The sequence below is a fragment of the Sphingomonas sp. S2M10 genome, from assembly GCF_012650175.1.
In the GTDB taxonomy this organism is placed as follows: Bacteria; Pseudomonadota; Alphaproteobacteria; order Sphingomonadales; family Sphingomonadaceae; genus Sphingomonas.
This window is the reverse complement of record NZ_JAAILI010000055.1, coordinates 46,662-66,300: the sequence shown is the minus strand read 5'-3', so window position 1 is coordinate 66,300 and position 19,639 is coordinate 46,662. Positions and strand designations below refer to the sequence as shown.

Annotated in this window: 14 protein-coding genes; 5 read left to right on the top strand and 9 right to left on the bottom strand. The window is 66.9% G+C overall.

From position 1 onward, the window contains the following. Positions 1–16 precede the first annotated feature (16 nt). On the top strand, positions 17–2,365 hold the full coding sequence (locus S2M10_RS13045) for a TonB-dependent receptor (RefSeq protein WP_168846435.1): 2,349 nt from the start codon (positions 17–19) through the stop codon (positions 2,363–2,365). Positions 2,366–2,446: 81 nt separating this feature from the next. Here the strand turns inward: S2M10_RS13045 and S2M10_RS13040 are convergent, their stop codons facing one another. The 3 genes from S2M10_RS13040 to S2M10_RS13030 are packed head-to-tail and all read right to left on the bottom strand — an operon-like array spanning position 2,447 to position 3,896. Further along, positions 2,447–2,674, bottom strand: a complete 228-nt coding sequence (locus tag S2M10_RS13040) for a hypothetical protein (protein ID WP_168846434.1) — start codon at positions 2,672–2,674, stop codon at positions 2,447–2,449. After that, positions 2,674–3,624, bottom strand: a complete 951-nt coding sequence (locus S2M10_RS13035) for an aldo/keto reductase (RefSeq protein WP_168846433.1) — start codon at positions 3,622–3,624, stop codon at positions 2,674–2,676. The genes S2M10_RS13040 and S2M10_RS13035 overlap by 1 nt, the downstream gene beginning before the upstream one ends. A 38-nt stretch (positions 3,625–3,662) precedes the next feature. After that, positions 3,663–3,896, bottom strand: coding sequence for a hypothetical protein (locus S2M10_RS13030; RefSeq protein ID WP_168846432.1), 234 nt, complete (start codon positions 3,894–3,896; stop codon positions 3,663–3,665). Between the two features lie 114 nt (positions 3,897–4,010). Between S2M10_RS13030 and S2M10_RS13025 the strand changes: the two genes are divergently transcribed. The 4 genes from S2M10_RS13025 to metH all read left to right on the top strand — a co-directional run bounded on the left by S2M10_RS13025 (position 4,011) and on the right by metH (position 9,814). After that, positions 4,011–4,961 (top strand): metalloregulator ArsR/SmtB family transcription factor, encoded by a 951-nt coding sequence (locus S2M10_RS13025; protein WP_168846431.1) that lies wholly within the window; start codon positions 4,011–4,013, stop codon positions 4,959–4,961. A gap of 14 nt (positions 4,962–4,975) precedes the next feature. Further along, a complete protein-coding gene (gene metF, locus S2M10_RS13020) occupies positions 4,976–5,875 on the top strand; it encodes a methylenetetrahydrofolate reductase (RefSeq protein ID WP_168846555.1) in 900 nt (299 codons plus the stop codon). A gap of 135 nt (positions 5,876–6,010) precedes the next feature. Further along, on the top strand, positions 6,011–7,057 hold the full coding sequence (locus S2M10_RS13015) for a homocysteine S-methyltransferase family protein (protein ID WP_168846430.1): 1,047 nt from the start codon (positions 6,011–6,013) through the stop codon (positions 7,055–7,057). Between the two features lie 159 nt (positions 7,058–7,216). Beyond that, positions 7,217–9,814, top strand: a complete 2,598-nt coding sequence (metH, locus tag S2M10_RS13010) for a methionine synthase (RefSeq protein ID WP_168846429.1) — start codon at positions 7,217–7,219, stop codon at positions 9,812–9,814. A gap of 68 nt (positions 9,815–9,882) precedes the next feature. Here the strand turns inward: metH and S2M10_RS13005 are convergent, their stop codons facing one another. The 6 genes from S2M10_RS13005 to S2M10_RS12980 all read right to left on the bottom strand — a co-directional run bounded on the left by S2M10_RS13005 (position 9,883) and on the right by S2M10_RS12980 (position 19,606). Beyond that, entirely contained in the window at positions 9,883–11,928 is a 2,046-nt protein-coding gene (locus S2M10_RS13005; protein WP_168846428.1) for a TonB-dependent receptor, read from the bottom strand. A gap of 147 nt (positions 11,929–12,075) precedes the next feature. Beyond that, complete coding sequence (locus S2M10_RS13000) at positions 12,076–13,260, bottom strand: NAD(P)/FAD-dependent oxidoreductase (RefSeq protein ID WP_168846427.1); 1,185 nt, start codon at positions 13,258–13,260, stop codon at positions 12,076–12,078. Between the two features lie 223 nt (positions 13,261–13,483). Beyond that, positions 13,484–14,878 carry a dihydrolipoyl dehydrogenase gene (gene lpdA / locus S2M10_RS12995; protein ID WP_168846426.1) on the bottom strand — a complete coding sequence of 465 codons (1,395 nt, stop codon included), beginning with the start codon at positions 14,876–14,878 and terminating at the stop codon, positions 13,484–13,486. 172 nt (positions 14,879–15,050) lie between these two features. Beyond that, positions 15,051–15,317: a GIY-YIG nuclease family protein gene (locus S2M10_RS12990; RefSeq protein ID WP_168846425.1), complete on the bottom strand. Its 267-nt coding sequence runs from the start codon at positions 15,315–15,317 to the stop codon at positions 15,051–15,053. Positions 15,318–15,446: 129 nt separating this feature from the next. Beyond that, positions 15,447–16,673 (bottom strand): 2-oxoglutarate dehydrogenase complex dihydrolipoyllysine-residue succinyltransferase, encoded by a 1,227-nt coding sequence (odhB, locus tag S2M10_RS12985; protein ID WP_168846424.1) that lies wholly within the window; start codon positions 16,671–16,673, stop codon positions 15,447–15,449. A gap of 2 nt (positions 16,674–16,675) precedes the next feature. Next, positions 16,676–19,606: a 2-oxoglutarate dehydrogenase E1 component gene (locus tag S2M10_RS12980; RefSeq protein WP_211091036.1), complete on the bottom strand. Its 2,931-nt coding sequence runs from the start codon at positions 19,604–19,606 to the stop codon at positions 16,676–16,678. Positions 19,607–19,639 lie beyond the last annotated feature (33 nt).

The window sequence follows — 19,639 nt, the reverse complement described above, 5'->3', positions numbered from 1 at the left end:
CAAGGGGATCATGCGCATGCGCATTCGTACGCTTGCTGCCGGCCTGCTCGCCGGTACGTCGCTGTTCACTGCCGGCGCGGCCTTCGCGCAGACGGCGCCCACCGCCACGATCGTCGACGATACCCAGTCGCAGAGCGGCGCCGACGAGATTGTCGTGATCGGCCAGGGCGAAACCCGCCAGGTGCAGGCGCTGACCCAGGCCGATATCGCCCTGCTGGCGCCGGGCACCAGCCCGCTCAAGGCGATCGAGAAGCTGCCGGGCGTCAACTTCCAGGGTGCCGATCCGTTCGGCGCCTATGAATGGGCGCAGCGCGTGTCGATCCGCGGTTTCAACCAGAACCAGCTGGGCTTCACGCTGGACGGCATCCCGCTCGGCGACGCGAGCTATGGCAACGTCAACGGGCTGCACATCAGCCGCGCGATCATCAGCGAGAATATCGCCCAGACGCGCGTCTCGCAGGGCTCGGGCTCGATCGACACCCAGGCGACCAACAATCTGGGCGGCACGCTCGACTTCCGGTCGAGCGAACCCAAGGACACGCTGGGCATCGAGCTGAACGGCACCGGCGGCAGCAACGAGTTCTGGCGCGTGTTCGGCCGGCTCGACTTCGGCGAGCTGACCCCGGGCGGCACCCGCGCCTATCTCTCCTACCTCCATTCGGATACCGACAAGTGGAAGGGCTGGGGATCGCAGCGCATCAACCAGGTCAACGGCAAGATCGTGACGCCGCTCGGCTCGGATCTGCGCGCCGTCGGGACGTTTGACTTTTCGGATCGTCGCGAGAACGACTATCAGGACATGTCGCTGGGGATGATCCGGCGCCTGGGCTATAACTGGGACAACATCTCGAACGATTACGCCAAGGCGATCCGCCTCGCCGACATCGCGAACAACATCGACACGCTGAACAACACCACCGGCGCGCCGGGGGCCGACGGCCTGTCGGACATCACCGGCAACGCGCCCAGCAACGCCGCGGCGGGCACCACCTTCCCCGCACCGATCGCCTCGCTGGACGATGCCTATTACAACGCCGCCGGCCTGCGCCGCGACTATCTCGCCTCGGCCGGGATCGAAACGACGGGCGGCGACGTACATGGCCTGCTCAAGGGCTATTTCCACAACAATCACGGCCAGGGCCTGTGGTACACGCCCTATGTCAATTCGCCGAACGGCGTGCCGATGTCGCTGCGCACCACCGAATATGACATTCGTCGCGGCGGCGTGTTCGGCAATATCGGTACCAAGATCGGCAGCAACGACGTCACGGTCGGCGGCTGGTACGAGCGCAACAACTTCCGCCAGGCGCGGCGGTTCTACGCACTGGACAGCCGCACGGCGCCCGGTCGGGACAGCCTGGACTTCCAGAGCAACCCGTTCTTCACCCAGTGGTACTGGCGCTACCAGACCGATACGGTGCAATATTATGTTCAGGACAAGATCGAGCTGGGCCAGCTGACCGCCAATCTCGGCTGGAAGGGCTTCGCCGTCACCAATCGCGCGACGCCGATCGTCTCGGGCGGTCTCGCCGGCGGCAAGATCAAGGTGACCGACTGGTTCCAGCCGCATGCCGGCCTGAACTACCGCGTGACCAACGATGCCGAGCTGTTCGCCGGCTTCACCCAGGTGACCCGCGCCTTCGTCTCGGCTGCGACCAGCGGTCCGTTCGCGACGACCCAGGCGGGCTTCAACGCGCTCAACAGCGGCTCGACCCAGCTGAAGCCCGAGGCTTCGGATACCTATGAGGTGGGCGGCCGCTATCATGCGGGCATCTTCACCGGCTCGCTGGCGGGCTATTATGTCAACTTCCGCAACCGCCTGCTCGCGGTGACGACCAGCGCCGGCATCGTGGGCAATCCGGCGATCCTGCAGAATGTCGGCGACGCGCGCTCGATCGGTGTCGAGGCGACCGGCGACGTGCGCCTGCCGATGGGATTCGGGCTGTTCGCCTCGTACAGCTACAACGACTCGACCTATCGCGACGACGTCCGCACCGCGACGGCGGTGATCGCCACCAAGGGCAAGACCGTGGTCGATTCGCCCAAGCACATGGTGAAGGGTGAAGTGACCTGGACCGGCCAGGGCTTCAACGCCCGCGTCGGCGCCAATTACATGAGCAAGCGCTACTTCACCTACACCAACGACCAGTTCGTCGATGGTCGCGTGGTGGTGGATGCCACCCTCGGCTACAAGTTCGACCTGGGTGGCCGGAAGCTGGAGCTGCAGGGCAACGTCACCAACCTGTTCGACAAGAGCTATGTGTCGACGATCGGCACTAACGGCTTCGGCAACAGCGGCGACAACCAGACGCTGATGATCGGCGCGCCGCAGCAGTTCTTCCTGACGCTGAAGGTCGGAATCTAAGGACTGCCGGTAGAGGAAAAAGGGGGCGGGGCACTGCGGTGCTCCGCCCCTTTGTGCTTTTCGTCCTCCCGGCGAAAGGGATCAGCCCGACACGATCGGGTAGGTGATCCGCAGCTCGTCGAGCAGCTTCTCCACCGCCGCCACGTCGCCCGCCGCGCCGCTGGGGGCGAGCGACCAGTTGCAGTGCGGGTGCGTCTTCGCGTCATAGACGCGCACCTTGCCCAGCACCGTCTTCCACCGCCGCACGGTGCCGCCATGACGGCGAACGAGCTGGGCGACGATGCGGTCGATCAGGTCGGCTGCGGTCATCAGGCCCCGGCGGCGGTCAGGCGGTCGCGCTGGTCGCGGCTGAGCTCGACATCCCAGGCGCCGATCAGTTCGTCGAGCTGCTCCACGCTGGTCGCGCTGGCGATCGGCGCGGTGACGCCGTCCTGCGCCGCCAGCCAGGCGAGCGCGATCTGGGCGAGGGTGGCGCCGGTCTCGGCCGCGACCTCGTCCATCGCCGCCAGCACCGCGCCGCCCTTGCCGGCGAGCAGCTTGGCCATGCCGCCGCCGCGCACGCTCTTCGCAAGATCGGCTTCGCTGCGATATTTGCCGGTGAGGAAGCCCGAGGCGAGGCCGTAATAGGGGATCACGCCCAGATTATGGGTGATGCACAGGTCCTGCAGCTCGCCCTCGAACTTGCGGCGGCTGACCAGATTATATTCGGGCTGGAGCACGTGGAAGTGCGGCAGCCCTTCCTTCGCGGCGAGGTCGAGCGCCGCCTTGAGCCGCATCGCGTGGAAGTTGGAGGCGCCCAGCGCGCGGATCTTGCCCGCATCGATCAGCGTGCCGAACGCCGCGAGAACCTCTTCCTGCGGCACCTCCTCATCGTCCTGATGGGCGAAATAGAGGTCGATCGTCTCGATGCCGAGCCGCTGGAGCGACGCCTCGGCCGCCGCCGCGATCCGCGCCGGTGCCAGCTTTTCGCCGCCCTCGCCCGGCAGCATGCCGACCTTGGTGGAGATCAGCACCTGATCGCGCTTGCCGGAGCTGCGCAGCCATTCGCCGATCACACTCTCCGATTCGCCGCCCGAGTGGCCCGAGACCCAGGCCGAGTAGACGTCGGCCGTGTCGATCATCACCCCGCCGCGCTCGGCGAAGCGATCGAGGATACGGAAGCTGGCGGCCTTGTCCGCGGTCCAGCCGAACACGTTGCCGCCCAGCACGAGCGGCGAAATCTCGAGGCCCGAGGCGCCGAGGTGGCGAAGATGCGGCATGGATGGTCTCCGATGGGAAAGGGAGCGCTACGAACGCGTCAGTCGGTGATCTCGTTGCCGGCGGGTCCGGTGTCATTGCCATAGGCGCTTTCGGCGTTTGCGAAGGCGGCGTCCTCGGCGGCGTTCACATCGGCAACGGCGTCGCCCATCGTGTTGCTGTCGCCGGCCATCGCCTCGTTCGCTTCGGCGGCTTCGTTTTGCGCCTGGTTGCCGCAGGCCGACAGGCCAGTGAGCGCCAGTGCGGCGAGGGGGAGGAGGAGAAGCTTGCGCATGGGACTGGGTTCCTTCACGAGTTTGGCTCGGGCTAGCCAGAGCCGCAAACGCACGCAACCGCGCAGCGATGCGTTGACCTGATATAAAGATATCTTTATATCTCTAAGCCGCCCATGACAGAGCCTCTCGCCATCTTCCGCGCGCTCGCGGATTCGACCCGGTTGCGGATCGTCGCGCTGCTGCGGGCGATGGAGCTGAGCGTCGGCGAACTGGCGCAGGTGCTGGGGCAGAGCCAGCCCCGGGTTTCCCGCCATGTGAAGATCCTGTGCGATGCTGGGGTTGCCGAGCGGCGCAAGGAAGGCAGCTGGGTGTTCGTGGCACTCGGCCGGCGGGCGGTGACCGCGCCGGTGCTCGCTGCGCTCGATGCCTGGGAACTGGCGGGCGACCCCTGGGTGATCGCCGACCAGGCGCGGCTCGCGGCTGTTCGCGCCGACCGGGCGAGCGCGGCCGAGAGCTGGTTCGAGGCCAATGCCGGCCAGTGGGATGCGATCCGCTCGCTCCATGTCGCCGAAAGCGAAGTCGAGGCTGCGATGGGCGCGGCGCTGGGCGACGGGCCGCTCGGCACGTTGGTCGACATCGGCACCGGCACGGGACGGATGCTCGAATTGTTCGGCCCGCGCTCCCATCAGGCGGTGGGGATCGATCGCTCCTCCGAAATGCTGCGGCTGGCGCGCGCCAAGCTGGCCGATCTCGGCCATGCCGAATTGCGCCAGGCTGATCTCTACGCACTGCCGCTGCAGGACGGCGTAGCGGATACTGCTATATTGCATCATGTGCTCCATTTCGCGCAGCAACCGGCAGCGGCGATCGGCGAGGCGGCACGCGTGCTCGGCCCCGGCGGGCGGCTGCTGATCGTCGATTTCGCCCCGCACGAGCGCGAGGAACTGCGCACCCGCGATGCGCATGCGCGACTGGGCTTCTCGGACGAGCAGATGCTCGGCTGGTTCGATCGTGCCGGGCTTGTCCCGGTGCAGGTGCAGACGCTGGAAGGCGGCGCGCTGACGGTGAAATTATGGCTCGGTCGCAAGACCGGCGAGAGCGTGGAAAAGGTGAAGGCGGCATGAGTATCGTAGACCCCATGGCACCGCCCCTGTTCGCCGATGTGGCGGGCGATGTGGCGGTGAGCTTCGAATTCTTCCCGCCCAAAACCGAGAAGATGGAAGAAACGCTGTGGCAGTCGATCGAGACGCTGTCGCCGCTCGGCCCCCGCTTCGTGAGCGTCACCTATGGCGCCGGCGGCACCACCCGCGAGCGCACCCATGCCACCGTCTCGAAGATCGCGCGCGAGACGCCGCTGGCGGCCGCCGCGCACCTCACCTGCGTCGAGGCGACGCGCGAGGAGATCGACCAGATCGCCGAGGAATATTGGGCGGCGGGCGTGCGGCATATCGTGGCGCTGCGCGGCGATCCGCCCCGCGCCGGCGAGAAGTATCGCACCCATCCCGGCGGCTATGAAAATGCGGCCGATCTGGTCGCGGGCCTGCGCCGGCTCCACCCGTTCGAGATTTCGGTGAGCGCCTATCCCGAATGCCACCCGGATTCGCCGAGCCCCGAGGCCGATCTCGACAATCTCAAGCGCAAGATCGACGCGGGCGCCAACCGCGCGATCACCCAGTTCTTCTTCGAGGCCGAGACCTTCCTGCGCTTCCGCGACCGCGCGGCGGCGGCGGGGATCGATGCCGAGATCGTGCCGGGTATCATGCCGGTGATGAACTATGCCAGCGTGGTGAAGATGTCCGCGATGTGCGGCACCGCCGTGCCGGCCTGGATGGAGAAGCTGTTCGAGGGGCTCGACGAGCATCCCTCGGCGCGGCAGCTGGTCTCGGCGACGCTGGCGGCGGAACTGTGCCGCAAGCTCTATGCGGGCGGCGTGCGGCAGTTCCACTTCTACACGCTCAACCGCGCCGAGCTGAGCTACGCGATCTGCCATCTGCTGGGCCTGCGCCCGCGGCAGCAGGCGGCGGTAGCGGCGGCCTGATCTTCTGAACCCCCTCCCGCGAGCGGGAGGGGGCAGGGGGTGGGCCCACGCTCTCCTCCTGATGCATCGCTCGTGGATGGCGGGGGCCCACCCCCCAACCCCCTCCCGCTCGCGGGAGGGGGAGAGGAATTTGACATGACTGCACGCGAGAAACTGCTGGCCGAAGCCGCCAAGCGCATCTTGATCACCGACGGCGCGTTCGGCACCGAGATCCAGAACTGGAAGCTCGACGAGGCCGCCTATGCCGGCACCCTTGGCCTTTCCCACGATCAGAAGGGCAACAACGACATCCTCGCGCTGACCAAGCCCGAGGTGCCCGGCTCGATCCACCGCGCCTATTTCGAGGCGGGTGCCGACATCGCCGAGACCAACACCTTCTCCGCCAACCGGATCAGCCAGGCCGATTACGGCGCCGAGCATCTGGTCCGCGCAATCAACATCGAGAGCGCCAAGCTCGCCCGCAGCATCGCCGACGAGTTCGAAGCGAAGGATGGCCGCCCGCGCTTCGTCGCCGGCGCGCTCGGGCCCACGAACAAGACGCTGTCGCTGAGCCCGGACGTGAACGATCCAGGCTATCGCGAGATCGACTTCGACTATCTGAAGGACGTGTACCGCGAGCAGATCGACGCGCTGGTCGAAGGCGGGATCGACTTCGTGCTGATCGAGACGGTGTTCGACACGCTCAACGCCAAGGCCGGCATCATGGCGGCGATCGAGGCGGGCGAGGCGCTCGGCCGCGACCTGCCGATCATGCTGTCGATGACGCTCACCGACCTGTCCGGCCGCAACCTTTCGGGCCACACGGTCGAGGCGTTCTGGCACGCGGTGCGCCACGCCAGGCCGGTGACGATCGGGCTCAACTGCTCGTTCGGTGCCGAGCAGCTCCGCCCGCACGTGAAGACGCTGTCGGCGCTCTGCGACACGCTGATCATGGTCTATCCGAATGCCGGGCTGCCCAACGAACTCGGCGCCTATGACGAGATGCCGGCGACCACCGCGGGCCTGGTCAAGGAGTGGGCAGATGCGGGGCAGGTGAACATCCTCGGCGGCTGCTGCGGCTCGACCCCCGCGCATATCGGCGCCATCGCCAAGGCGGTGCAGGGGCTCACCCCGCGCAGCATTCCGACCCCGGAAGTGCGGACGCGGCTTGCCGGGCTCGAACCGTTCACTATGGCGGCGTGACCATCTAAATCCTCCCCGGAACGGGGAGGGGGACCGCGCGGCGCAGCCGCGTGGTGGAGGGGGCTCTCCGCGAGCGAGTCCCCTGCGGCAACCCCCCTCCACCATGCTTCGCATGGTCCCCCTCCCCGTGCCGGGGAGGATCGAAGAAGAACCCAGATCATGACCACGCCTTCCTCCACCAACTTCGTCAATATCGGCGAGCGCACCAACGTCACCGGCTCGGCCCGCTTCAAGAAGCTGGTGATGGCCGGCGACTATCCCGCCGCCGTCGAAGTCGCGCGCCAGCAGGTCGAGAACGGCGCGCAGGTGATCGACGTCAACATGGACGAGGGCCTGCTCGACGCCGTCGAGGCGATGACCACCTTCCTCAAGCTGATCGCCGCCGAGCCCGACATCGCGCGCGTGCCGGTGATGATCGACAGCTCCAAATGGGACGTGATCGAGGCGGGGCTGAAGTGCGTCTCGGGCAAGCCGATCGTCAATTCGATCAGCATGAAGGAAGGCGAGGAGGCGTTCCTCGTCCACGCCCGCAAGTGCATGGCGTACGGCGCGGCCGTGGTGGTGATGGCGTTCGACGAGGTCGGTCAGGCGGACACCCAGCAGCGCAAGGTCGAGATCTGCGAGCGCGCCTACAAGCTGCTCACCGGCATCGGCTTTCCCCCTGAGGACATCATCTTCGATCCCAACGTGTTCGCGGTGGCGACGGGCATCGAGGAGCACAACAATTACGGCGTCGACTTCATCGAGGCGTGCCGCGAGATCAAGCAGCGCTGCCCGCACGTCCATATCTCGGGCGGCCTGTCGAACCTGTCGTTCAGCTTCCGCGGCAACGAGCCGGTGCGCCGGGCGATGCACAGCGTGTTCCTCTACCATGCGATCCCCGCGGGCATGGACATGGCGATCGTCAATGCCGGCCAGCTCGACGTGTATGACGCGATCGATCCCGAGCTGCGCGTGGCCTGCGAGGACGTGGTGCTCAACCGCGATCCGGACGCCGGCGAGCGGCTGGTCGCACTCGCGGAGAAGTATCGCGGCACCGATGCGGTGGCGGAGAAGCAGGCGGCCGAATGGCGCAGCTGGCCGGTCGCCAAGCGGCTCGAGCATGCGCTGGTCAAGGGCATCGACGCGCATGTCGTCGAGGATACCGAGGAATGCCGCCAGATCTTCGCGCGCCCGATCGAGGTGATCGAAGGACCGCTGATGGACGGCATGAACGTCGTCGGCGACCTGTTCGGATCGGGCAAGATGTTTCTGCCCCAGGTGGTGAAGTCCGCCCGCGTGATGAAGAAGGCCGTGGCCCACCTGCTCCCCTATATCGAGGCGGAGAAGGAGGAAGGCGCCAAGGGCAAGGGCAAGATCGTGCTCGCCACGGTGAAGGGCGACGTGCACGATATCGGGAAGAATATCGTCGGCGTGGTGCTCCAGTGCAACGGCTTCGACGTGGTCGATCTCGGCGTCATGGTGCCCTGGTCGAACATCCTGCAGGCGGCGGTCGAGCACGATGCCGACATGATCGGCCTGTCCGGCCTGATCACGCCGAGCCTCGATGAGATGGTGACCGTCGCCGAGGAAATGCAGCGCGCGAACATGACGATGCCGCTGCTGATCGGCGGCGCGACCACCAGCCGGGTCCACACCGCGCTACGCATCGACCCGGCCTATACCGGTCCGGTGGTGCATGTGCTCGACGCCAGCCGCGCGGTGGGCGTGGCGACGGCGCTGGTCTCGGACACCCAGCGCGATCCCTACGTGACGAAGGTCGCGGACGAATATGAGCATGTCCGCGTCACCCGCGCGGGCAAGGGCCAGAGCGAGCTGCTGCCGCTGGAAGACGCCCGCGCCAACGCCTTCGAGGCGGACATGACCCTCAAGCCCGGCAAGCCGCGCATGCCGGGCGTGCATACGTTCGAGGACTGGGACCTGAAGGACCTGCGCGACTATATCGACTGGACGCCCTTCTTCCGCGCCTGGGAGCTGGCCGGCAATTACCCCGCGATCCTGACCGACGAAGTGGTCGGCGAAAGCGCGACCTCGCTGTTCGCCGATGCGCAGAAGATGCTCGACAAGATCATCGCCGAGCGCTGGCTCACCGCGCGCGGCGTCGCCGGGCTATGGCCGTGCCGTCGCGAGGGCGACGACGTGATCGTGCATCTGGAGCGCGAGCATGTCCGCCTGCCGTTCCTGCGGCAGCAGATCGCCAAGCGCGAGGGCCGCGCCAACATGTGCCTGGCCGATTTCATCGATCATGACGGCGACTGGATCGGCGGCTTCGCGGTATCGATCCACGGCATCGAGCCGCATCTCGCGCGCTTCAAGGCGGCGATCGACGACTATTCGGACATCCTGCTCAAGGCGCTGGCGGACCGTCTCGCGGAGGCGTTCGCCGAGCGGCTGCACAAGTTCGTCCGTACTGCGCTCTGGGGCTATGCCGAGGGCGAGCAGCTCGACAATGACGCGCTGGTCCGCGAGCAATATCGCGGCATCAGGCCGGCACCGGGCTATCCCGCCTGCCCCGAGCACAGCCTCAAGCCGATCCTGTTCGACCTGCTCGACGCGCACAAGCGCACCGGCATCAGCCTCACCGAAAGCTTCGCGATGCTGCCGACGGCGGCGGTCTCGGGCTTCTATTTCGGCCACCCGCAGGCCGAATATTTCGGCGTCGCCCGCATCGGGCCGGAGCAGCTCAAGGACTATGCCGCCCGCCGCGGGATCAGCGAGGAGCTGGCGACCCGCTATCTGCGGCCGAACCTCGACTGAGGATCCCAATGGTCATCCCCGCGAAGGCGAGGATCCATTGGCGCAGGTGGCGCGGCGTGTAGTAGCCCCTACAGCGTCCGGCGGATCTGCAGGTAGAGATACTGGCCGCGCCGCTGGACGCGCTGTTCGCGATAGGCGAGCGGCGAGGCATTGCGCTCGCCGGTGTACACGTCGCGCTCATAGATGCGCGCGGGGTTGGTGAGGTTGCCGGCATCGAGCCGGATTGTCAGCTTCTTGCTCGGCTTCCAGATGCCGTAAATCTCGACGACCGGCTCGATCTCGGTCGTCCGGAACTCGCCGATCCGGTAGAGGTTCGTCCCCGGCTGGCCGCAGCTGCCGTACACGCCATAGGTGAAACGGCCGCCGAACAGATCCTGGCTGAAACTGCCCGAGCAGGTGAACGGCACTTCGTTGGTGTAGCGCCGCCGCTCGCCGGTCAGCGGATCGGTGACGTGGCTGCGCACCACCTCCGCATTGCCGCGGAAGCGCGCATCCTTGATGCCCAGCTTGTCGAACGGCAGCGTCAGCGTGCCCGACAGCGTGTCGCGGGTGCCGGTGCCGATATTGCCGATCGCATCGAACCCGCCTTCCAGCGGGATATAGTCGATCACATGCCGCGTCGCTTCGTGCTTGGCGCCCAGTTCCAGCGCGCCCTTGCCCCAGAAACGATGCTCGACGACGGCCTCGAGCGTGAGCGTCTGTTCGGGCCGCAAGTCGCCATTGCCGGCGCGCACGGTGCCGAGATTGATCTCGGTCGCGGCGACGAAATTGGTGAAGTCGAGCTGGCTGACGCTCTGTTCCGCCCGCAGCCGCAGCTGGTCGCGCGCGGTTGGGCGCAGGGTCAGCTGCGCGCGCGGCTTGGGATAGAAGAAGGCGCGGCTGCGCTGGGTGTCGCCATCAGAGCGAATGCGCGACATTTCGGTGCGGAGCCCCGCCTCGAGCGTCACCGGCGCGGAGGGCTGCCAGCGCGCCAGCCCGAACAGCTCGCCGCGCACCTCGCTGACGAACACCTTCTCGTCGGGCAGCGCCACGGCCACGCCCTCCTCGGTATAGGTCGTGCGGTTGTCGAGGAAGTTATAGGCGATCTCGCCGCCGCCCTCGAATGACAGCTTGGCGTTCGTCTTGTGGCGCAGGATCGTGCGCAGGATCGATTCACCGGTGCGCGACTGCTGGCCGAAGGTGGAATCGAAGGTGCCGACGAGCGTATCCGAATCATAGCCGAGATGGCCCAGCCGCTGCAGCCCGATCACCTCGACCTCGCTCTTTCCGCCGAGCGACCGCGTCCAGTTGGCGCCGAGTTCGCCCTTCCATTGGTGGGTGATGTCGGTGGCGCGGGTATAGCTGCCGGTGCCTTCCAGCGTCGTCACGGTGAAGCTGGTGGGATAGTCGAGATAGTCGAACCGCCCGTTGACGGTGAGCAGCCCGCCGCCGGCGGCGCGCTGGATCGTCGAGCGCAGGATCGCCGTGCGGTCGCGGTCCCAAAGGTCGAGTGCCTGGCGGACGAGCAGATTGCCCGCGGCGTCGCGGCGGACGCGATAGCCTTGCGCGGTGCCGCTGGTGCGATCGCTGATCAGCTCCAGCGAGACTTCGTCGCGGCGATCCCCGTCGCGCCGGGCATATTGCAGCGTCACGTCGGGCCCGACATAGCCGTCGCGATAGATATAGCTCTGGAAGTTGATCAGCGTCTCGGTCGATGCAGTGCGCTTGAGCACGACATTGGCGATCACCGCGCGGCCCTGCATGTCGATGCCGGGCGCGCCGCCGCGGATCAGTTCGATCCGCGCGACGCTGCTGGCGCTGATTCGGCGCAGGATCTCGCCCAGACCGTCGGTCTTGGAAGCGGGCGGTTTGCCGTCGATCAGCACGTTGCCGGTATTGCCGGCGATGCCGCGCGCTTCGCTATTGCCGACGTCGAGCGTGAAGCCGGGCAGGCGTTGCACCATGTCCAGCGCGGTGGGCAGCGCCGTGTTGGCGAAAAAATCGGGGCCGTAGACCAACACCCCCGCGGCGGGCGCTGCCCCGGGGAGGGCTGCTGCCGGATCGGGCTGCTGCTGTGCGAAGGCGGTGGCGGGGCAGGCCAACGCGGCGGCCGCCAAAACGCACCTGACGTTCATTCGACTCGAAAATTCCCCCCAGGACCAACGAGATAGTTGCTCCGTCCGGCGATTCTGGCCGAAGCTGCGCAAGCTTTGCAAATGAAAACCGGGTGTTAAGTAACTTTATGAATCCCAACGTGCTGTTCACGCAACAGATTGCAGCACTTACAAAGCTTGCGCCGCTGCCCAGCCGCTGGCCCATGCCCATTGGAAGTTGTAGCCCCCCAGCCATCCGGTGACGTCCACCGCTTCGCCGATCGCATAGAGGCCGGGGATGCGGCGCGCCGCCATGGTCTGCGAGGAGAGGTCGGCGGTGCTGATGCCGCCCACGGTCACTTCCGCCTTGGCAAAGCCTTCGGTGCCATTGGGGGTGAAGGGCCAGCCGGCCAACCGCGCCTCGGCCTGTTCCAGCAGGGCATCGCGGCAATTGCCGAGTTCGCTGGTGAGCGCAATTCGTTCGGCAAGCGTGGTGGCGAGGCGATCGGGCAGATGGCGGTTCAGCAGGCTGCGCAAGGCGAGCCGGGGCTCGGCGCGCTTCGCCTCGCGCAACCAGCCCCGGGGCTGATCGGGGAGGAAGTCGATCGCGATCGACTCGCCGTGCTTCCAATAGGAGGAGACCTGGAGGATCGCCGGGCCGGACAAGCCGCGATGGGTGAACAGCGCCGCCTCGCGGAATGCCGCCTTGCCCGCACGGGCGGCAACGGCGGTGGAGACACCGGAGAGCTCGCGGAACAGTGCCTGGTCCGGGCCGAGGGTGAGGGGAACCAGCGCGGGGCGCGGCTCGACCACCTTGAGGCCGAAGCGGCGAGCGAGATCATAGGCGAAGCCGGTCGCGCCCAGCTTGGGGATCGCCGGGCCGCCGGTGGCGATGACGAGGGCTGGGGCCTCGGCCACGCCCTCGGCGGTGGTCACGCGGAAGCGGCCGTCGGCATGATCGACATCGGTGATGCTGGCGCCGAGCTGGAGGGGCACGCCGCCCATCGCACATTCGCCGAGCAGCATGTCGACGATCTGGCGCGCGGAGCCGTCGCAGAACAGCTGGCCCAGCGTCTTTTCGTGCCAGGCGATGCCGTGGCGCTCGACCAGCGCGAGAAAATCCTGCGCGGTGTAGCGGCCGAGCGCCGACTTGGCGAAATGCGGGTTGGCGGAGAGGTAGCGATCGGGCGCGGTGCCGAGATTGGTGAAGTTGCACCGGCCGCCGCCGGAGATCAGGATCTTCTTCCCCGGCGCCTCGGCATGGTCGAGCAGCAGGACCTTGCGGCCGCGCTGGCCCGCCATCGCGGCGCAGAACATCCCCGCTGCGCCTGCGCCGAGGATGATTGCGTCATGGGTGCCGAGGGAAGGGGTCATGCGCGGTCGTTAGCGCGGTTCCGGGGGCCCGAACAGCAAAACGCCGCCGGGGATGCCGGCGGCGCTTGCTTCGGATCTTGGTGGGCTGGATCACCCTCACCCTTCCGCCGCTTCGCGGCTCCCTCCCTCTCCCAAGGGGAGAGGGACCTTCACCCCTCTCCCCTTGGGAGAGGGAGGGGCCCATCGCGCCAGCGATGGGAGGGTGAGGGTGGCTAAACCCGGATCAGATATGAATCGGCTTGCCGAGCACGCCCATCGCCGCTTCCTTGATCGCCTCGGAATGCGTCGGGTGGGCATGGCAGGTGTACGCGATGTCTTCCGACGTCGCGCCGAACTCCATCGCCTGGGCGACCTGGGCGATCATCGTGCCGGCGGGCGCGGTGATGATCCAGGCACCAAGCACGCGATCGGTCTTGGCGTCGGCGATCACCTTCACCCAGCCGGTGGTGTCGTCGATCGCCTTGGCGCGGCTGTTGCCCGCCATCGGGAACTTGCCGACCTTCACTTCGCCCTTTTCGCGCGCCTGTTCCTCGGTGAGGCCGACGCCGGCGATTTCGGGGTGGGTGTAGACCACGCTCGGGATCACCGCGTGGTTCACGATGCCGGTGAGGCCGGCGATGTTCTCGGCCACCGCGATACCCTCGTCCTCGGCCTTGTGCGCGAGCATCGGGCCCGGGATCACGTCGCCGATCGCCCACACGCCGTCCACGGCGGTGCGGAAGCTGTGATCGGTCTCGATCTGGCCGCGCTGGTTGGTGGCGAGGCCGATCTTGTCGAGGCCCAGGCCCTCGGTGTTCGGACGACGGCCGATTGCAACGAGCACGGCATCGGCTTCGATCGTCTCTGCAGCACCGCCGGCGGCGGGCTCGATCGTGACGGTCGCCTTGTCGCCGTTGACGACGACGCCGGTCACCTTGGTGGAGAGCTTGATCTCCATGCCCTGCTTCTTGAAGATCTTGGAAGCTTCCTTCCGCACTTCACCGTCCATGCCGGGGAGCAGCTGGTCGAGATACTCGACCACGGTCACCTTCGCGCCGAGGCGCTGCCAGACCGAGCCGAGTTCGAGCCCGATCACGCCGCCGCCGATCACGACCATGTTCGCCGGCACCTTCTCCAGCGCGATCGCGCCGGTGGAGTCGACGACGACCTTCTGGTCGATCGTCACGCCGGGCAGCGGGGTGACCGACGAGCCGGTGGCGATGACGATGTTCTTGGCGGTGACGGTGCGCTCGCCCACCTGCACGGTGTGCGCGTCGATAAAGGTGCCGAGGCCCTTCACCCACTCGACCTTGTTCTTCTTGAACAGGAATTCGATGCCGCCGGTCAGGCCCTTCACGGCCTTGTCCTTGTCGGCCATCATCGCCGGCAGGTCGAGCTCGACCGAGCCGAGCTTGACGCCGTGCTTGGCCAGCGCGCCCGAGGCGGCCTCGTAGAACAGCTCGGAGGCGTTCAGCAGCGTCTTGGAAGGGATGCAGCCGACGTTGAGGCAGGTGCCGCCCAGCGTCTCACGGGCTTCGACGCAGCCGGTCTTGAGACCCAGCTGCGCCGCGCGGATCGCCGCGACATAACCGCCGGGGCCAGAACCGATGATCAGGACGTCGAAATCATATTCAGCCATTTTCCGCTCCATGCGTGCGCGTGCGGGCACTTAAACTATCGGCCGTGTCGCCCGGGGCTCTGGGCCCCTGCTTTCGCAGGGGAACGGGCGGGTCCAGCCATATCCGTGCTCCTGCGAAAGCAGGAGCCCAGGGTTGCGAAGGTCGTTCCTCGATCCGGCGCCATAGCGCGGCTCAGCCGAAGAGCGTCCCGTACAAATCCTTCCACTGCGGGTTGTCGCGTTCGATCAGCTCGATCTTCCACGCCCGCTTCCATTTCTTCATCTGGCGTTCGCGAAGCCGCGCCCCGTCCAGATCCTCATGCGCCTCGTACCAGACGAGGCGCGTGCAGCCCTTGTCCTTGGTGAAGCCCTCGATCATGCCGGTGCGATGCTGGTATGCTCGTGCGGCCAAGTCGCTGGTTGATCCGACATAGATCGTGCCGTTGCGCTTGTTGGCCATGATGTACACGCAGCCGGATTTCGTCGGGCTTCTCCTTGGTTCCGTGCTCCTGCGGAAGCGGGAGCCCGGGGCTACACGCGATGTACTTTCCTACCCTGGGCCCCCGCTTTCGCGGGGGCACAAGGAAAATCAGAGGTCGATCAGCAGGCGGGTCGGATCCTCGATCGCGTTCTTGATCGCGACGAGGAAGGTCACCGCCTCGCGGCCGTCGACCAGGCGGTGGTCGTAGCTGAGCGCGAGGTACATCATCGGGCGGACGACGACCTGACCGTCACGAACGACCGGGCGCTCCTCGATGCGGTGCAGGCCGAGCACGGCCGACTGCGGCGGGTTAATGATCGGGGTCGACATCAGCGAGCCGAACACGCCGCCGTTCGAGATGGTGAAGGTACCGCCCTTCATCTCGTCCATCTTCAGCGTGCCGTCCTTGGCGCGCTTGCCGAAATCGCCGATCGTGCGCTCGATGCCCGCGACCGACAGGTCCTGCGCGTCGCGGATCACGGGCACGACCAGGCCCTGCGGGGCCGAGACCGCGACCGAGACGTCGCAATAATCGTGGTAGACGATCTCGTCGCCCTCGATCGAGCCGTTGACGCCGGGGATGTCCTTCAGCGCCATGCACGCGGCCTTCACGAAGAAGCCCATGAAGCCGAGGCGGACGCCGTGCTTCTTCTCGAACAGGTCCTTGTACTTGGCGCGGGCCTCGATCACCGCGGTCATGTCCACGTCGTTGAACGTGGTGAGCATGGCGGCGGTGTTCTGCGCTTCCTTGAGGCGCTTGGCGACGGTCTGGCGCAGGCGGGTCATCCGCACGCGCTCTTCCTTGCGACCGCCGGTCGCTGCCGGAGCAGCGGCGGGGGCAGGCGCAGCGGCCGGCGCCGGAGCAGCAGGCTTGCTGCTGGCGGCGGCGATCACGTCGTCCTTGGTCAGGCGGCCGTCCTTGCCGGTGCCCTGCACGGTCGAGGGATCGACACCCGTTTCGAGCACCGCACGGCGCACCGACGGCGACAGCGCAGCGGCATCGGCCGACGGAGCCGGGGCAGCGGCAGGCGCCGGGGCCGGGGTAGCCGCCGGAGCAGCAGCCGCGGCGGGCGCAGCAGCCGGAGCGGCCGCAGCACCTTCACCCGCGATGATCGCAATCACCGCACCGACTTCGACGGTATCGCCGACCTTGACGATCTGCTCGCCCATCACGCCGGCGACCGGCGAGGGGACTTCGACCGAGACCTTGTCGGTCTCGAGGCTGGCGATCGGCTCGTCGGCGCGGACGGGATCGCCCGGGTTCTTCAGCCATTCACCGACGGTAGCTTCGGTGATCGATTCGCCCAGTACGGGGACTTTGACTTCGGTGGCCATTCTCAACCTTTCCGGGTGCGGCGGATTTCATCGCGGACATTATGGCCGAGCGCGTCGGCAACGAGCGCGCCCTGCTCTGCGGTGTGGCGCTTCATCAGGCCGGTGGCGGGCGAGGCCGCTGCCGAGCGACCGGCGTAGCGCGGACGCTGCGGCTTGACGCCGGCATCGATCAGGCATTCCTCGATCAGCGGCTCGACGAAGAACCAGTAGCCGTTGTTCTTCGGCTCTTCCTGCGCCCACACCACCTCTTCGAGGTTGGTCATGCGCTTCAGCCGCTCGGTCAGCGGCTCGCCCGGGAACGGGTAGAGCTGCTCGATCCGGACGATCTCGGTGTTCTTGTCGCCGGCCGCGTCGCGCGCCTCGATCAGGTCGTAGGCGACCTTGCCGGTGCAGAGCACGAGGCGCTTCACCTCGGTATCCGCCGGCGCGTTCGGGTCCGACAGGATGCGCTTGAAGTGGCTGTCGCCCAGGAACTCCTCGGCGCTCGACACCGCCATCTTGTGGCGCAGCAGCGACTTGGGCGTCATCTGGATCAGCGGCTTGCGGAAGTTGCGGTGCATCTGCCGGCGCAGCAGGTGGAAGTAATTGGCCGGCGTGGTGACGTTCACCACCTGCATGTTGTCCTGTGCGCAGAGCTGGAGGAAGCGCTCCGGACGCGCCGAGCTGTGCTCGGGCCCCTGGCCTTCATAGCCGTGCGGCAGCAGCATCACCAGGCCGTTGGCGCGCAGCCACTTGGACTCGCCCGACGCGATGAACTGGTCGATCATGATCTGCGCGCCGTTCACGAAGTCGCCGAACTGCGCTTCCCACAGCACCAGCGCCTTCGGGTCCGCCAGCGCATAGCCGTACTCGAAGCCGAGCACGCCATATTCGCTGAGCGGCGAATCGAGCACCTCGAAGCTGCCATGCGGCACCGTGGTGAGCGGCACATATTTGGCCTCGGTCTTCTGGTCGACCCAGACGGCGTGACGCTGCGAGAAGGTGCCGCGGCCCGAATCCTGGCCGGACAGGCGCACCGCATAGCCTTCCGAGAGCAGCGAGCCGAAGGCCAGCGCCTCGCCGGTCGCCCAGTCGAAATTGGTGCCCGACTTGAACATCTCGCGCTTGGCATCGAGCACGCGGCCGAGGGTCTTGTGGATCTCGAGATCCTCGGGGACCGTGGTCAGCGTGCGGCCGAGGCTGTCGAACAGCTTCTTCTCGATGCCGGTCTCGACGTTGCGGCGCGAAGCTTCACCCTCGGACGGCGCGCCCAGGCCCGACCAGCGGCCGGCGAACCAGTCCGCCTTGTTCGGCAGATAGGTCTTGCCCGCCTCGAACTCGCCTTCGAGCAGCGTGGTGAACTGGTGCGTCTTCTCGTCGATGAAGCCGTGGTCGACCACGCCCTCGGCGATCAGCTTCTGGCCATAGATGCTGCTCACACCGGGGTGCTGGCGGATTTTCTGGTACATCAGCGGCTGGGTGAAGCCGGGCTCGTCGCCTTCATTGTGGCCGAATCGGCGATAGCACCACATGTCGATCACGATATCGCGGTGGAATTCCTGGCGGAACTCGATCGCCACCTTGCAGGCGAAGGTCACGGCTTCGGGATCGTCACCGTTGACGTGCAGGATCGGCGCCTGGACGCCCTTGGCGACGTCCGACGGATAGGGCGAGGAGCGCGCGAACTGCGGGCTCGTCGTGAAGCCGACCTGGTTGTTGATGACGAAGTGGATGCAGCCGCCGGTATTGTAGCCGCGGATGCCGGAGAAGCCGAGCGTCTCCCACACGATGCCCTGGCCCGCGAACGCCGCGTCGCCGTGGATCAGCACCGGCAGGACCTGCTCGTGCTTTTCCAGGTCGCCGCGGATCGTCTGCAGCGCGCGCGCCTTGCCGAGCACGACCGGATCGGCCGCCTCGAGGTGCGACGGGTTGGCCACCAGCGACATATGGACGCTGATGCCGTCGAACTGGCGATCGGTGGAGGTGCCGAGGTGATATTTCACGTCGCCCGAACCGGCGACGTCGTCCGGGTTGGCCGAACCGCCGCCGAACTCATGGAAGATGATCCGGAACGGCTTTTCCATGACGTTGGCGAGCATGTTCAGGCGGCCGCGATGGGCCATGCCGTACACGATCTCGCGGACGCCCTGCTGGCCGCCATATTTGATGATCGCTTCCATCGCCGGGATCATCGATTCGCCGCCGTCGAGGCCGAACCGCTTGGTGCCGACATATTTCTTGCCGAGGAATTTTTCCCACTGCTCGGCTTCGATCACCTTGGACAGGATCGCCTTCTTGCCATCGGGCGTGAAGGTGATCGCCTTGTCCTTGCCTTCCATCCGGTCCTGGAGGAAGCGGCGCTCCTCCACATCGGCGATGTGCATGTACTCAAGGCCGACATTGCCGCAGTAATTGGCCTGGAGGATCGCGACGATCTCGCGCACCGTGGCGTGCTGCAGGCCGAGCGCGCCGCCGAGATAGATCGGGCGATCGAGATCGGCGCCCGAGAAGCCGTGATATTCCGGCGTCAGATCGGCGGGCAGGTTCTGGCGGGCGAGGCCCAGCGGATCGAGATTGGCGGCGAGATGGCCACGCACCCGGTAGGTGCGGATCAGCATCATCGCGCGGATCGAATCTTCGGCTGCCTTGGTCACGTCCGCCGTCGAGGCGGCGGGCGCGGCCGGCTTGGCAGGCGCGCCGCCCTTGGCGGGCTTCGGCGCGGGCTCCATCTGGGTGGGGTCGAGCCCGGCCGTGAGCGCGTCGGTTTCGGTCAGCGGCCAGTTGGTGCGCTGCCAGCTGGGGCCCGAGGCGGTCGATTCGAGACCCTCGAACCAGGTCCGCCAGCTGGGTTCCACCGAAGCCGGATCGCTCTTGTAGCGCCGGTACAGGGTCTCGACGAAGCCGGGGCTCACGCCGCCGGCGATGTCGTCGAAGTCGAGGCCTTCATAGCCCATGATCATGCTTCCGTTCGTGTTAGCGCTCCCATC

Coding starts and splice junctions, on each gene's coding strand:
- S2M10_RS13045 (WP_168846435.1), top strand. CDS start 17: ATGCGCATTCGTACGCTTGCTGCCGGCCTGCTCGCCGGTACGTCGCTG.
- S2M10_RS13040 (WP_168846434.1), bottom strand. CDS start 2,674: ATGACCGCAGCCGACCTGATCGACCGCATCGTCGCCCAGCTCGTTCGC.
- S2M10_RS13035 (WP_168846433.1), bottom strand. CDS start 3,624: ATGCCGCATCTTCGCCACCTCGGCGCCTCGGGCCTCGAGATTTCGCCG.
- S2M10_RS13030 (WP_168846432.1), bottom strand. CDS start 3,896: ATGCGCAAGCTTCTCCTCCTCCCCCTCGCCGCACTGGCGCTCACTGGC.
- S2M10_RS13025 (WP_168846431.1), top strand. CDS start 4,011: ATGACAGAGCCTCTCGCCATCTTCCGCGCGCTCGCGGATTCGACCCGG.
- metF (WP_168846555.1), top strand. CDS start 4,976: ATGGCACCGCCCCTGTTCGCCGATGTGGCGGGCGATGTGGCGGTGAGC.
- S2M10_RS13015 (WP_168846430.1), top strand. CDS start 6,011: ATGACTGCACGCGAGAAACTGCTGGCCGAAGCCGCCAAGCGCATCTTG.
- metH (WP_168846429.1), top strand. CDS start 7,217: ATGACCACGCCTTCCTCCACCAACTTCGTCAATATCGGCGAGCGCACC.
- S2M10_RS13005 (WP_168846428.1), bottom strand. CDS start 11,928: ATGAACGTCAGGTGCGTTTTGGCGGCCGCCGCGTTGGCCTGCCCCGCC.
- S2M10_RS13000 (WP_168846427.1), bottom strand. CDS start 13,260: ATGACCCCTTCCCTCGGCACCCATGACGCAATCATCCTCGGCGCAGGC.
- lpdA (WP_168846426.1), bottom strand. CDS start 14,878: ATGGCTGAATATGATTTCGACGTCCTGATCATCGGTTCTGGCCCCGGC.
- S2M10_RS12990 (WP_168846425.1), bottom strand. CDS start 15,317: ATGGCCAACAAGCGCAACGGCACGATCTATGTCGGATCAACCAGCGAC.
- odhB (WP_168846424.1), bottom strand. CDS start 16,673: ATGGCCACCGAAGTCAAAGTCCCCGTACTGGGCGAATCGATCACCGAA.
- S2M10_RS12980 (WP_211091036.1), bottom strand. CDS start 19,606: ATGGGCTATGAAGGCCTCGACTTCGACGACATCGCCGGCGGCGTGAGC.